Source organism: Streptomyces sp. NPDC096136 (assembly GCF_044763325.1).
In the GTDB taxonomy this organism is placed as follows: Bacteria; Actinomycetota; Actinomycetes; order Streptomycetales; family Streptomycetaceae; genus Streptomyces.
The window spans coordinates 98949-113020 of sequence record NZ_JBIWFZ010000009.1 but is presented as its reverse complement, the minus strand read 5'-3'; the positions used below and the strand labels follow the sequence as shown (position 1 = coordinate 113020).

Below are 14072 nucleotides of genomic sequence, written 5' to 3'. Positions count from 1 at the left end.
GAGCTCTAGCGTGACCTGCGCGTGCGGGCGCGGTCGAGGCGGTTGCGTACGAAGGTCAGCGCGCCCCCGGCACCGGGGGCGAGGCGCAGCGCGAGCGCGCCGGAGGCCGTGCGGTAGGGCTGCGCCAGCAGAACACCGTACCGGCTGCTGGGCAGGGCCCTGCGGCGGAGCAGTCCGCCCAGGGGGCGCAGCGAGGTGACCGGGGAGCTCCCGTCGGCGCAGTCCACGCCGGCCCGGACGTCCCAGGCCTGCATGCCGCGCAGGCCCCGGCGGCGGCCCTCGGCGGCCAGCGAGGCGAGCCTGAACGGGACCTCGGCGGTCCAGCCGTCCCCGTCCGCGGCGGGCCGCAGCTCCGCCGGGCGCACCAGGACGGGATCGCCGCCGGTGCGGGGCAGGAAGCTCAGCCGGACGGTCCGCGGGCCGGCCTCGGCGAGCCGCCCGTACAGGTCCCGCACCCGGACCCGGACGGCCGCTCCCCCGGCGGGCCGGGCGTCGACGGTCAGGGGCAGCTCGGCGACGGGCAGCTCGGCGAGCCCGTCCAGCGGGACCGGGACCTCCTGGCTCCACACCGGCTCCCCGGCGGCGTCCGCGGCGTACGGGGGCAGCAGCCGGGCGGGCTCGGCGGCGAGGCCGGTCATCAGCCGCTCGACGTCGGCGGGCGGGGCCTCGCAGGCCAGCAGCACGCGGGCGGTCCAGCGGGCGCGGGCGGGGGCCGCGTCGAGGTCGGCCGCGTCGAAGCCGGCCAGGTACTCGCGCGTCAGGGTCCACCAGGCGGCCCGGTAGCCGGGGTCCCTGCCGAGCTCGCGCAGGTACATGCGCAGGTCGTAGTCGAGGAACTTCACCCGGCAGGCGTGGCCCAGCTCCGGGGAGGCGGCGGCCAGGATGCCCGCGGCGGTGCGGTGGGCCTCGACGCGGGAGCCCCAGTTCCCGATGTCCTTGCGGTCCAGGGAGATGGACACCTGGGCGGCGCTCCGGCGCACGTGCCACACGTAGACGAGGTCGCCGACGACCGCGATGCGGGGGGCGGCGGCCAGGACGCGGGAGGTGAAGACGAAGTCCTCGTAGACGAACCGGCCGTCGGGGAAGCGGATCCCGTGCTCGTCCAGGAAGGCGCGTTCGTACAGCTTGTTGACGCAGAGGGTGTCGCGGACCAGCTCGGGCCGGTCGGCGGGCCGCTCGACGACCTCGCCCGGCGTGTAGAGCCCGGGCATCCACGGAACGTCGCGGCCCTCCGGCAGCTCGCGCCGGACGCACGCGCCGACCGTGACGGGGGCGCGGTGCTCCCCGGCCGCCCGGACCAGGGCCTCGGCCGCACCCGGCGGCAGGACGTCGTCGCTGTCCAGGAAGAGGACGTACGGGGAGGTCGCGGCGGCGATCCCGTCGTTGCGCGGGGTGCCGCAGCCGCCGCTGTTCTGCGCGCGGTGGATGACCTTCAGGCGCGGGTGGACCGCGGACAGCTCGTCCAGGACCCGCGCGGTCGCGTCCGAGGAGGCGTCGTCGACCGCGATGACCTCGGCGACCACCGGGCCCTGGGCGAGGGCCGAGGAGACGGCCTCGCCCACGAGCCCGGCGTCGTTGTACGCGATCACGACCACGGACACCGAGGGGGTGTCACTGCTGGAATTGCTGCTGCTCACCCGCAGGATCCTAGGCGAACGGTGTAAAGCCGGCTTCAATCCGCTCCGCCGGACCGCTGCGGCCGGCCCGGCGGGACGGATCGGAGGGGACCGATCAGAAGGGACGGAACTCGTCGTACTCCTGCTGGGCGGCGTCGCCGCGCTTGGCTTCCTTCTCCTTGCGGCGCTGGGTGGCCGGACGCGGGGCCTCCATGCGGTGGTCCTCACCGCGGCGGCCCAGCATCTCGGCGCCGGCCATCATGGTCGGCTCCCAGTCGAAGACGACCGCGTTCTCCTCGGAGCCGATCGCGACGCCGTCGCCCGCCTTGGCACCGGCCTTCTTCAGCGCGTCCTCGACACCGAGGCGGTTGAGCCGGTCGGCCAGGTAGCCGACGGCCTCGTCGTTGTTGAAGTCGGTCTGGCGCACCCAGCGCTCCGGCTTCTCGCCGCGCACGCGGTACACGTCCTCCACCTCGTCGTAGGTGACGGTGAAGCCGGTGTCGTCCACGGCCTTCGGGCGGATGACGATGCGGGTCGCCTCCTGCTTGGGCGTGCGGGCGCGCGCCTTGGCCACCACCTCGGCGAGGAAGTACGAGAGCTCCTTGAGGCCCGTACGGGCGACCGCGGAGACCTCGAAGACCTTGTAGCCGCGGGCCTCCAGGTCCGGGCGGACCATCTCGGCGAGGTCCTGGCCGTCGGGGATGTCGACCTTGTTCAGGACGACGAGGCGCGGGCGCTTCTCCAGGCCGCCGCCGTAGAGCTTGAGCTCCTCCTCGATGAGGTCGAGGTCGCCGACCGGGTCGCGGTCCGACTCCAGGGTGGCGGTGTCCAGGACGTGCACGAGGATCGAGCAGCGCTCGACGTGGCGCAGGAACTCCAGGCCGAGGCCCTTGCCCTGGCTGGCGCCGGGGATCAGGCCCGGGACGTCGGCGATCGTGTAGACGGTCGAGCCGGCGGTGACCACGCCCAGGTTCGGGACGAGGGTGGTGAAGGGGTAGTCCGCGATCTTCGGCTTGGCGGCGGAGAGCACCGAGATCAGCGAGGACTTGCCGGCGCTGGGGAAGCCGACGAGCGCCACGTCGGCGACGGTCTTCAGCTCCAGGACGACGTCGCCGCCGTCGCCGGGCTCGCCGAGGAGGGCGAAGCCGGGGGCCTTGCGGCGGGCGGAGGCCAGCGCGGCGTTGCCGAGGCCGCCGCGGCCGCCCTGGGCCGCCACGTACGTGGTGCCCTGGCCGACCAGGTCGGCGAGGACGTTGCCCTGCTTGTCGAGGACGACGGTGCCGTCCGGCACGGGCAGGATCAGGTCCTGGCCGTCCTTGCCGGAGCGGTTGCCGCCCTCGCCGGGCTTGCCGTTGGTGGCCTTGCGGTGCGGGCTGTGGTGGTAGTCCAGCAGGGTGGTGATCGCCTGCTCCACCACCAGGATGACGTCACCGCCGCGGCCGCCGTTGCCGCCGTCGGGGCCGCCGAGGGGCTTGAACTTCTCCCGGTGAACGGAGGCGCAGCCGTGGCCTCCGTTACCCGCGGCGACGTGCAGCTCGACGCGGTCCACGAAGGTGGTCATGGGTGTTCCTCCAGATACTTACGGGAATGTCCCGGACAGGCCTTGCTGCCCATTAAACGTGTCTCTGTGACAACGCGCCGAGGGCGGACCTCTCTTCCCGGCGTGAGCCGGGAAGAGTTGAGATCCGCCCTCGGGCTGTTACGAACGCGTGTGATTCAGCAGGAGCTGGATCAGGCGGCCGGAACGATGTTGACGACCTTGCGGCCACGGTGCGTACCGAACTGCACCGCACCCGGCAGCAGCGCGAACAGCGTGTCGTCGCCACCGCGACCGACACCCGCACCCGGGTGGAAGTGGGTGCCGCGCTGGCGGACGAGGATCTCGCCGGCGGAGACGACCTGACCGCCGAAGCGCTTCACGCCGAGCCGCTGAGCATTGGAATCGCGCCCGTTCCGGGTGGACGATGCGCCCTTCTTGTGTGCCATGTCTCAGTCCCTCTTACTTCGCAGCCGCGGGGATACCGGTGACCTTGATCGCCGTGTACTGCTGGCGGTGACCCTGGCGACGGCGGTAGCCGGTCTTGTTCTTGTAGCGCAGGATGTCGATCTTGGCGCCCTTGTGGTGGTCCACGACCTCGGCCTGGACCTTGATGCCCGCCAGGACCCACGGGTCGCTGGTCACGGCGTCGCCGTCGACAACGAGCAGGGTCGAGAGCTCGACCGTGTCGCCAACCTTGGCAGTGGAAATCTTGTCAACCTCAACGATGTCGCCGACAGCAACCTTGTGCTGGCGACCACCGCTGCGCACGATGGCGTACACGCGGATCTCTCTCTCACTCGGGGCGGATACTCCTGAAGCCAGCCGCTCACACGGGCCGGGGCCCACGGTGATCCGGAATGGACGAGCGGCCTCTCCCGTGTCCCGTCCGCTTGCGCGGAGGTGCGGGAGGAAGGTGCTCAGGAGCGTGGCGCGCGCTGCACGGTAAACGTCCAGGACACGCCGACGGTCTAGGTTACGGGGCCGGTTGCGGAGGGTCAAACCGGGCCCCGCACGCCCGTGGGGCCCCGCCCTTCGGCGGGACCCCACGGACAGGGCGTCGATCAGGCCTCGGCCGGAGCCGAGACGGACGGCGGGGTCTGCTGCTCCGCCGCCGCGGTCTTCTTCGTCGCCCGCTTCGCGGCGGTCTTCTTGACCGTCGTCGTCTTCTTCGCGGCGGTCTTCTTCGCGGCCGCCGCCTTCTTGGCGGGGGCCTTCTTCGCCGTGGCCGCCTTCTTGGCCGGAGCCTTGCGGGTGGCCTTCTTGGCCGGCGCCGGGGCCTCGGCCTCGGCGTCCGCCTCGACGGCGGGCTCGGCCGCGGCCTCGACCGGAGCGGCGGTCTCGGCCGCGGGGGCCTCGACGACCACGACGGCGGCCTCCGCCGCGCCGGCCGGTGCGGTGGCCTTGCGGACGGCACGGCGGCGCGGACGCGCCGGGGCGGCCTCCACGACCGGCTCGGGCTCGACGACCGGCTCGGGCTCGACCACGGCCTCGACGGCCGGCTCGGGCTCGGCGGCGGTCTCCACGACCGGCTCCGGCTCGGGCTCCGCCTCGACCACGGCCTCCACGACCGGCTCGGGGGCCGGTGCGGTGGCCTTGCGGGTCGCCCGGCGACGGGTACGGCCCTTCGGTGCGGCCTCCTCGGCCACCGGAGCGGCCTCGACCGGAGCGGCCTCGACCGTCTCCACGGCCTCCACCGCCTCGGCGACGGCCTCCACGACCGGCTCCAGCACCGTGTCGGCGGGCTCGGTGACCGGCTCGTCCACGACGACCGGGGTCACCGGCGCCGGGGCGGCCTGCCGCTCCCCGCCGCGCGGGGCGCCCGCCGGAGCGGTCGCCTTGCGGGTGGCGCGGCGACGGTTGCGGCGCCCGCTGATGCCCGCCGCGGCCTCGGCCTCGGCCGGGCTGCCGTACAGCTCCTCGCCCGGGACGAACTCCGGCTCCGGCAGCGCCCGCGGCGCGGCGGCCTCGGCGGCCACCTCCGCCTCGGTCTCGGCCTCGAACACCTCGGCCTCGACGGTCTCGACCGTCTCCAGCTCGTGCTCGTGCTCCAGGGCGCGGCCGCCGCGGCGCTTGGCGCGCTTGCCGTTGCCGCCGCCGCCGACCGCGGCCGGGGTGTCCATGTGGACGATGACACCGCGGCCGTTGCAGTGGACGCAGGTCTCGGAGAAGGACTCCAGCAGGCCCTGGCCCACCCGCTTGCGGGTCATCTGGACCAGGCCCAGCGAGGTGACCTCGGCCACCTGGTGCTTCGTGCGGTCGCGGCCCAGACACTCCAGCATCCGCCGCAGGACCAGGTCGCGGTTGGACTCCAGGACCATGTCGATGAAGTCGATGACGACGATGCCGCCCAGGTCGCGCAGCCGCAGCTGGCGCACGATCTCCTCGGCCGCCTCCAGGTTGTTCCGGGTGACGGTCTCCTCGAGGTTGCCGCCCTGACCGGTGAACTTGCCGGTGTTGACGTCGATGACGATCATCGCCTCGGTCTTGTCGATCACCAGGGAGCCGCCCGAGGGCAGCCACACCTTGCGGTCGAGCGCCTTGGCGAGCTGCTCGTCGATCCGGTACGTCGCGAAGACGTCCACCTCGGAGGTCCAGCGGGACAGCCGGTCGGCCAGGTCCGGGGCCACGTGGGACACGTAGCCGTGGATGGTCTCCCACGCCTGGTCACCGCTGATGACGACCTTGGAGAAGTCCTCGTTGAAGATGTCGCGCACGACGCGGACGGTCATGTCCGGCTCGCCGTACAGCAGGCTCGGCGACGAGGTCGTGATCTGCTTCGACTTCTTCTGGATGTCCTCCCACTGCGCCTGCAGACGCTCGACGTCGCGGCGCAGCTCGTCCTCGCTCGCGCCCTCGGCGGCGGTGCGCACGATGACGCCCGCGTCCTCGGGGACGATCTTCTTGAGGATGGTCTTCAGACGCGCGCGCTCGGTGTCGGGCAGCTTGCGGCTGATGCCGGTCATCGAGCCCTCGGGCACGTAGACCAGGTAGCGGCCGGGCAGCGAGACCTGGCTGGTCAGGCGGGCGCCCTTGTGGCCGATCGGGTCCTTGGTGACCTGCACCAGGACCGACTGGCCGGACTTGAGGGCGGACTCGATGCGGCGCGGCCCGTTGGCCATGCCGAGCGCCTCGAAGTTGACCTCGCCGGCGTACAGGACGGCGTTGCGGCCCTTGCCGATGTCGATGAAGGCGGCCTCCATCGACGGCAGCACGTTCTGGACCTTGCCCAGGTAGACGTTGCCGACGTACGAAGTGGCCTCTTCCTTGTTGACGTAGTGCTCGACGAGCACGTTGTCCTCGAGGACGCCGATCTGGGTGCGCTCGCCGGCCTGGCGGACGACCATCACGCGCTCGACGGCCTCACGGCGGGCCAGGAACTCGGCCTCGGTGATGATCGGCACGCGGCGGCGGCCCTGCTCGCGGCCCTCGCGGCGGCGCTGCTTCTTCGCCTCCAGGCGGGTCGAGCCCTTGATGGACTGGACCTCGTCGGACGGCTCGGCCTTCTCGCGCGCCGGGCGCGGCTCGCGGACCTTGACGACGGTGCGGACACCGTCCTCCTCGCCCGCCTCGACCTCGGCGGCCTCACCGCTGCGACGGCGACGGCGACGGCGACGGCGGCTGGAGGAGGAACCGAGGGCCTCGTCGGACTCCTCGTCCTCTTCCTGCTCGGCCTCCTCGTCGGCGGCCTCGGCCTCCTCGTCGGCGGCCTCGTCGAGGTCGGCGGCCTCACCGCGACGGCGCCGACGGCCACCACGGCGACGGCGGCGCGACGGGCGGTCGCCCGACTCGTCGCCCTCCTCCTCGTCGAGCTCGGCGGCCTCGGCCTCCGGCTCCTCCTCGGCGGACTCCGCCTCGGCCACGACGTCGGCCAGGGTCACGGGCTCGGCGGCGGCGCCACGACGGCGGCGGCGACGGCCGGCCGGCTGGGCGGCGGGGGCCTGGACCTCGGCGGCCTCGGCCTCGGCCTCGACCTCTTCCTCCTCGACCTCCTCCGCCTCGGCGGCGGCAGCGGCGGCCGCGGCGGCGAGGGCGGCGGTCTCCGGGGTCTGGAACATCGGCTCGGCGAAGACCGGGGCCTGGAAGACGGGCACGGCCGGACGCGCGGCGCGGCGGGCGGCGCGGTTCGGGGCGGCGGGCGCCTCCGGCTCGGCGGCGGCCTCGGGCTGCGCCGGGGCGGCGGCCGGGGCGGCCGGAGCGGCGGCACGGGTGGCGCGGCGGCGGCCCCGCCTGGGGGCGTCGACGGCGTCGGCGACGGTGACGGCGCGGGTCGCGGCCTTGGGGGCCTCCTCCACGACCGGAGTCTCCTCGGCGGGCTCTTCCGCCGGGGCCGGGGCGGCCTCGGCGGCAGCGGCGGCCGGGGCGGCCTCGGCGGCAGCGGCGGCCGGGGCGGCCTCGGCGGCAGCGGCGGCCGGGGCGGCGACGGCGCGGGTGGCACGACGGCGGGTGCGCGGAGCCGGAGCGGCCGGAGCCTCCTCCTCGACGACCGGCGCGGCGGCGGCCGGGGCGACGGCCTCGGCCGGCTCCGCCGGCTCGGCGGCAGCGGCGACCGGGGCGGACGGCGCGGCGACGGCGCGGGTGGCACGACGACGGGCACGCGGAGCCGGAGCCGCCGCAGCCTCCTCCTCGACCACGGCGGGCGCCGGCTCGACCACGGCGGCGGGCGCCTCGGCGGCAGCGGCGGCCGGAGCGGCGACGGCACGGGTCGCACGACGACGGGCACGCGGAGCCGGAGCGGCCGCAGCCTCCTCCTCGACCACGGCGGGCGCCGGCTCGACCACGGCGGCGGGCGCCTCGGGGGCGGCGACGGCACGGGTGGCACGGCGGCGGGTGCGCGGGGCGGGAGCGGCCGCAGCCTCCTCCTCGGCGACCGGCGCGGGAGCGGCCTCCACGACGGCCTCGGCCGGCTCGGCGGCAGCGGCGGCCGGGGCGGCGACGGCACGGGTCGCACGACGACGGGCACGCGGAGCCGGAGCGGCCGGGGCCTCCTCGGCCGCGGCCGGAGCGGGGGCGGCGGCCTCCGCGGGCGCCTCGGCGGCGCCACCGCCGGGCGGGCCCGCCGGCCGGGAAGCCGCGCGGCGACGCCTGCGCGGGGGCAGGTTGTCGCTGGGGCTGCCGTTGTCGGCGGGGGTGTTCTCGTTCTCGTTCTCGAGCATGCGGGCGGTTCTCCCGTCACGCTCCCGGGCGCCGCGGCTGACATCCGGTCCGGCGCGGCTCCGCACGAGGTGCGCGGAGCCGGCCTCCGGGGCGCGTTCGCCACACGGGAGCTGTAGTCCATGGCCGCCGGTTCCGTACGTCTTGTCGTACGGCCTGGCGGAAGTCTTCAGGTCTGTGCGCTGCCCGACCCAGGTGGCTCCCGAGTGCCAGGGCGGCGCGACGACGACGATCCCTACGCGGCGGGACCTTCCGGCGCCTTCGCGTCGGCGTTCACGGCGGCCGTGGGTGGGGCGGCCGTGACAGCCTCGCGGTCGGGCGCGAGCGGGTCGGTCACCGTGCCGGACTCCTCGTCGAAGAGCCCCTGCGCCAGCCTGGTCACCGCAGCGGGGACCGGCGGCGCCAGGTCGGCCACAGCGTGAAGACCGGACAGGACGTCGTCGGGTCGCACGGCAGGTGTCAAATGCCGAACAACCAGCCGCAGTATCGCACAGGCATTGTCCAGCGGCCTATCAACCTGGGCAGGAAGCGCCTCGAGGCTGACGACCGCGCCGCGGGTGTCGAAGGTCCGCATCCCGTTCTTGGTGCGTCGCTGCACCTCCACCGTTTCGGCGGCGAGGAACGCCTCGACCGCGCGCTGGGCCTCGGCGGGTTCCACGCCTTCGAGGCGCAGCTCCCAGATGGAGGCCGTGAGCCGGTCCGCGAGCCCGGAGGTGCGGGCCTCGACGGCGTCGACGATGTCCAGGCCGAGCGGCATCGACTCGTCGAGCAGCTTGCGCAGCGTCTCGGGGTCGCGCGACGCGGCGAGGGCGATCTCCAGGTACTCGGCCTCGCTGCCGGTGCCGGTCGGCGCGGCGTTCGCGTACGAGACCCGCGGGTGCGGGGTGAAGCCGGCCGAGTACGCCATGGGCACCTCGGCGCGGCGCAGGGCGCGCTCGAAGGCGCGCTGGAAGTCTCGGTGGCTGGTGAACCGGAGGCGGCCACGCTTGGTGTAGCGCAGTCGGATGCGCTGCACCACCGGTGCGGGGGGCGGGCCTTCGGGCTGTCGCTTGCCCAGTGGTTCTTCTCCTTGTGCGGGGCGTCGCGGCTCGCGCGCCGCCCTGAGGTCTGTCGACCCGTCCGGCTCACCCCTGCCGGTGGGGCAGGGAGATCTCGGCAGCGGGTGCCGCGTCGGCGGCTGTCGTACTACCCAGAGTACGCGCCCGTGACCTCGCCGGTTCCCGGGCGGGCCCCCCGAAGAGCGCCCGCCGCACCTCGGCCCGCGCCTCCCGCACCGCGGCGCGCGAGGTGCGCCACACCTGGCGCAGGGCGTGGCCGACGGGGGTGGCCACCTGCCGGTGGACCCAGGCGGCGGGGCGGGCGACGCAGCCGCGCCACAGCCAGCGCAGTCCGCGCCCGAGGGCGGCGGTGATCCGGCCGGCGAGGTGCCAGGCGGGCACGAGGACGTGCCGCCCGAGGAAGACGGCCGGCGGGACGACCACGTGGACCAGCACCCAGCCGGTCCCGCGCCCCAGCGGCAGGGCGCCGTACCGCCACAGCCCCACCCAGGGCCAGACGAACAGCAGCAGGCAGACGCCCCGGACCAGCCACCGCGCCCCGTGTCCGAGCGGGGTCAGCACGCGCCGGTAGGTCCAGGCCAGCGGCGGCGCGACGAGGTCCCGCAGCACCCACCCGAGCCCGGTCCCCACCGGCGCGAGCACGTACCGCCCGAACCCCAGCACCACCCAGGCGGCCCCCAGCCCGAGGGGCCGCAGCACGTACCGGTAGAGCGCGCCCCCGGCCGGGGCGACGGCGTACCGCCACAGCCCGACCCAGGGCCAGTAGAAGACGGCCGCCCCCAGCGGCCGCAGCGCGTACCGCCACAGCCGTACGGACAGCCACCCGAGGCCGTTCCCCAACGGCGCGAGCACGTGCCGGCCCAGCCCTCGCGCACAGGCCGCGACCAGGTCCCACACCACCCGCACGGGCAGCACCACCAGCACGGCCACGACCTTCACGGGAACCCTGACGACCCCCGCCAGACACCCGTCGCCACCCTGCGGGGCCTGCGGCTTCTCGATTTCCATGCCGCTAAGGACACCAGACCGCGCCGAGCCGTTGCGCCGCTCCCCGACGATTGCCGAGCTCACGCACGTGTGCCCCTCACCGAAACCGGTGAGGGGCACACGGGGAAGACGTCAGATCACTTCACGACCGACAGGGGCAGCAGCTTCTTGCCGGTGGGGCCGATCTGGATCTGGGTGTCCATCTGGGGACACACGCCGCAGTCGAAGCAGGGGGTCCAGCGGCAGTCCTCGACCTCGGTCTCGTCGAGGGCGTCCTGCCAGTCCTCCCACAGCCAGTCCTTGTCCAGGCCGGAGTCCAGGTGGTCCCAGGGGAGGACCTCCTCGTACGTGCGCTCGCGGGTGGTGTACCAGGCCACGTCCACGCCGTACGCCGGCAGGGTCTTCTCCGCCGCCTGCATCCAGCGGTCGTACGAGAAGTGCTCGCGCCAGCCGTCGAAGCGGCCGCCGTCCTCGTAGACGGCGCGGATGACGTCGCCGATGCGGCGGTCGCCGCGCGAGAGCAGGCCCTCGACGATGCCCGGCTTGCCGTCGTGGTAGCGGAAGCCGATGGAGCGGCCGTACTTCTTGTCGCCGCGGATCTTGTCGCGCAGCTTCGCCAGGCGGGCGTCCGTCTCCTCGGCGGAGAGCTGGGGGGCCCACTGGAACGGGGTGTGCGGCTTCGGGACGAAACCGCCGATCGACACCGTGCAGCGGATGTCGTTCTGGCCCGAGACCTCGCGGCCCTTGGCGATGACGTTGATCGCCATGTCGGCGATCTGGAGGACGTCCTCGTCGGTCTCCGTCGGCAGGCCGCACATGAAGTACAGCTTCACCTGGCGCCAGCCGTTGCCGTAGGCGGTGGCGACGGTGCGGATCAGGTCCTCTTCCGAGACCATCTTGTTGATGACCTTGCGCATGCGCTCGGAGCCGCCCTCGGGGGCGAAGGTGAGGCCGGAGCGGCGACCGTTGCGGGTCAGCTCGTTGGCCAGGTCCACGTTGAAGGCGTCGACGCGGGTCGAGGGCAGCGAGAGGCCGATCTTGTCGTCCGTGTAGCGGTCCGCGAGGCCCTTGGCGATGTCCGCGATCTCGGTGTGGTCCGCGGAGGAGAGGGAGAGCAGGCCGACCTCTTCGAAGCCGGTGGCCTTCAGGCCCTTCTCCACCATCTCGCCGATGCCGGTGATGCTTCGCTCCCGCACGGGGCGCGTGATCATGCCGGCCTGGCAGAAGCGGCAGCCGCGGGTGCAGCCGCGGAAGATCTCGACGGACATCCGCTCGTGGACGGTCTCGGCGAGCGGGACCAGCGGCTGCTTGGGGTAGGGCCACTCGTCGAGGTCCATGACGGTGTGCTTGGAGACCCGCCACGGCACGCCGGAGCGGTTCGGGACGACACGGCCGATGCGGCCGTCCTCCAGGTACTCCACGTCGTAGAAGCCCGGGATGTAGACGTTGCCCGTCTTCGCGAGGCGCAGGAGGACCTCCTCGCGGCCGCCGGGGCGGCCTTCGGCCTTCCAGGTGCGGATGATCTCGGTCATGTCGAGGACGGCCTGCTCGCCGTCGCCGATGACGGCCGCGTCGATGAACTCCGCGATCGGCTCGGGGTTGAAGGCCGCGTGGCCGCCCGCGAGGACGATGGGGTGGTCGACGGTGCGGTTCCTGGCCTCCAGCGGGATGCCCGCGAGGTCGAGGGCCGTGAGCATGTTGGTGTAGCCCAGCTCCGTGGAGAAGGACAGGCCGAACACGTCGAAGGCGGAGACCGGGCGGTGGCTGTCGACCGTGAACTGCGGCACCTCGTGCTCGCGCATCAGGGCTTCCAGGTCCGGCCACACCGAGTAGGTGCGCTCGGCCAGGACGCCCTCGCGCTCGTTCAGTACCTCGTACAGGATCATGACGCCCTGGTTGGGCAGACCCACCTCGTACGCGTCGGGGTACATGAGCGCCCATCGGACGTCACACGCGTCCCAGTCCTTGACGGTGGAGTTCAGTTCACCGCCGACGTACTGGATGGGCTTCTGCACATGCGGGAGCAGAGCTTCGAGCTGTGGGAAGACCGACTCGGACATCACGCGACTTTCGTGAAGCGGGCAGGGGGCGACTCTCAAGCGTACCTTGAGGCCCGGCCCCCCTTCTCCACATGATCACTTCGCGGCCGCCCGGGACCGTCGGGACACGGCCTTGGCCCAGACGGCCGGGAGGCGGTGCTCCAGGCGGGCGGAACGGGCTTCCTCCCGGCCGTGGAGCAGGCCCCAGGCGAAGGCGGACTCCCCGGCGTCGGCGGCCTGGGATCCGAGGCCGAGCAGGGCCTCGCGGGCCACGACCCCGTCCTGGTGTTCGCCGAGCAGGCTCTGCACCGACTTGGCGGCCTTGGCCAGGCGCCGGGCGGGCTTGCCGAGGGCGGGGGCGGCCGCCTCGGCGGCGTAGCGGGCGCGTTTTGCGGCCTTGCGGGCCTGGTGGAGGGCCCGGTCGCGCTCCTCGCCCGGGTCGAGGTCGAGGGCGGTGGCGACCCGGTCGGCGAGCCGGTCCCAGTCGCGCAGGGCGGCCTTGCGCAGGCGTTTCGCGGCGGGGCGGGCGGCGGCCTTGCGCAGGGGCGGGGCGTCGAGGAGGGCGTCGAGGGAGTCGAGGAGGTCCAGGTAGCGCTCGTCGTCGAGGGCGGCGACGGCGCGGGGGCGGGTGCGGGCCCGGCGGGTGGTGTTCCAGGCGCGCAGCCGGTCGCGGACGGGGCCGGGGCGCAGGGCGGGCGGGAGCTGGGCGAGGTGGGTGCGCAGGCGTTCCAGGAGGACTTCGCGGTCGCGGTCGGCGCCGAGTTCGGCGGCGAGCCAGCGCAGCTCCTCGCGGAGGGGGTCGGTGGCGGTGCGGTCGAGGACCTTGCGGTGGGTGGCGAAGGCGCTGCGCAGGCGGCGGGTGGCGACGCGCATCCGGTGGACGGAGTCGGGCAGGTCGCGGCGTACGGCGGGGTCCTGTGCGACGAGGGTGTCGCGCTGTTCGCGCAGGTACGCCAGGACGTGCGCGCCGGCCGTCCCGTCGGCGGGGCCGGGGGCGGGGCGGGCGGGCGGCGGGGCGGCGCCGGTGCGGTCGAGGGCGCGGGCGAGTTTCGAGGGGGCGTCGGAGGGGCGCAGGCCGGCTGCGGCGAAGCGTTCCTGCACGGCGTCGAGGAGGGCGGGGGCGCCGTCGTCGGCGAGTTCCACCTCGACCTCGGTCCAGGCGGTGGCGGCCCGGCCGCGTTCGGCGCGGACGGAGTCGGTGCACAGCTGCGCGAGGAGGTGTCCGTCGGCGTCGAGGAGGTCGCGGGTGTGGCGTTCGGAGCGCAGCCGGACCTGGGGTTCGAGGCGGGAGCGCCGGCTGCGGGAGCGGACGAGGGCGGCGAGGTCGGCCGGGAGGGTGTCGGAGAGGGGGGCGCGGACCTCGTCGCGGACGCCGGGGGCGACGGGGAGTTTGAGGTGCCATCCGGCGTCCTCGCCGCCGGTGCGGCGGCGCAGGGTGAGGCCGTCCGCGGCGAGGGCCCGGTCGGGGGTGTCGTAGTAGACGGCGTCGAGGTGGGCGGTGCCCCGGTCGCGGACGGCGGTGATCCCGGCGGTTCCGGTCAGGTCGGGCACTTGTCGCCGGGCGTCGTCCTTCTTGCGGGTCCGCTTCCCGTCGGCGGGCGTCTTCCCCCGGTCCCCCGTGAACTCGAATTTCCGCTCGATCTCGCGCTGGGTCTCCGCCATGCATCGAATCTAGCGCCGA

General features: G+C 74.2%; 9 protein-coding genes. All 9 read right to left on the bottom strand.

All coding sequences use genetic code 11. The annotated features are described in order from the left end of the window. Positions 1-5 precede the first annotated feature (5 nt). A complete protein-coding gene (locus ACIRBY_RS20315) occupies positions 6-1637 on the bottom strand; it encodes a glycosyltransferase family 2 protein (protein ID WP_403902161.1) in 1632 nt (543 codons plus the stop codon). A 94-nt stretch (positions 1638-1731) separates the two neighbouring features. Beyond that, entirely contained in the window at positions 1732-3177 is a 1446-nt protein-coding gene (gene obgE / locus ACIRBY_RS20310; RefSeq protein WP_403902160.1) for a GTPase ObgE, read from the bottom strand. Between the two features lie 170 nt (positions 3178-3347). Beyond that, positions 3348-3602 carry a 50S ribosomal protein L27 gene (gene rpmA, locus ACIRBY_RS20305; RefSeq protein WP_007264038.1) on the bottom strand — a complete coding sequence of 85 codons (255 nt, stop codon included), beginning with the start codon at positions 3600-3602 and terminating at the stop codon, positions 3348-3350. Between the two features lie 13 nt (positions 3603-3615). Continuing rightward, the gene (rplU, locus tag ACIRBY_RS20300; RefSeq protein ID WP_042812502.1) at positions 3616-3936 is read right to left on the bottom strand and encodes a 50S ribosomal protein L21; all 321 of its coding nucleotides are present in this window, start codon (positions 3934-3936) and stop codon (positions 3616-3618) included. A gap of 281 nt (positions 3937-4217) precedes the next feature. After that, entirely contained in the window at positions 4218-8309 is a 4092-nt protein-coding gene (locus tag ACIRBY_RS20295) for a ribonuclease E/G (RefSeq protein ID WP_403902158.1), read from the bottom strand. 233 nt (positions 8310-8542) lie between these two features. Continuing rightward, positions 8543-9322: a TIGR03936 family radical SAM-associated protein gene (locus ACIRBY_RS20290; protein WP_403902157.1), complete on the bottom strand. Its 780-nt coding sequence runs from the start codon at positions 9320-9322 to the stop codon at positions 8543-8545. Between the two features lie 109 nt (positions 9323-9431). After that, positions 9432-10373, bottom strand: a complete 942-nt coding sequence (locus tag ACIRBY_RS20285; RefSeq protein ID WP_403902155.1) for a hypothetical protein — start codon at positions 10371-10373, stop codon at positions 9432-9434. A gap of 116 nt (positions 10374-10489) precedes the next feature. Beyond that, a complete protein-coding gene (locus tag ACIRBY_RS20280; RefSeq protein WP_403902153.1) occupies positions 10490-12415 on the bottom strand; it encodes a TIGR03960 family B12-binding radical SAM protein in 1926 nt (641 codons plus the stop codon). 72 nt (positions 12416-12487) lie between these two features. Next, complete coding sequence (locus tag ACIRBY_RS20275) at positions 12488-14053, bottom strand: CHAD domain-containing protein (RefSeq protein ID WP_403902152.1); 1566 nt, start codon at positions 14051-14053, stop codon at positions 12488-12490. Positions 14054-14072: the final 19 nt, after the last annotated feature.

Coding starts and splice junctions, on each gene's coding strand:
- obgE (WP_403902160.1), bottom strand. CDS start 3,177: ATGACCACCTTCGTGGACCGCGTCGAGCTGCACGTCGCCGCGGGTAAC.
- rpmA (WP_007264038.1), bottom strand. CDS start 3,602: ATGGCACACAAGAAGGGCGCATCGTCCACCCGGAACGGGCGCGATTCC.
- ACIRBY_RS20295 (WP_403902158.1), bottom strand. CDS start 8,309: ATGCTCGAGAACGAGAACGAGAACACCCCCGCCGACAACGGCAGCCCC.
- ACIRBY_RS20285 (WP_403902155.1), bottom strand. CDS start 10,373: ATGGAAATCGAGAAGCCGCAGGCCCCGCAGGGTGGCGACGGGTGTCTG.
- ACIRBY_RS20275 (WP_403902152.1), bottom strand. CDS start 14,053: ATGGCGGAGACCCAGCGCGAGATCGAGCGGAAATTCGAGTTCACGGGG.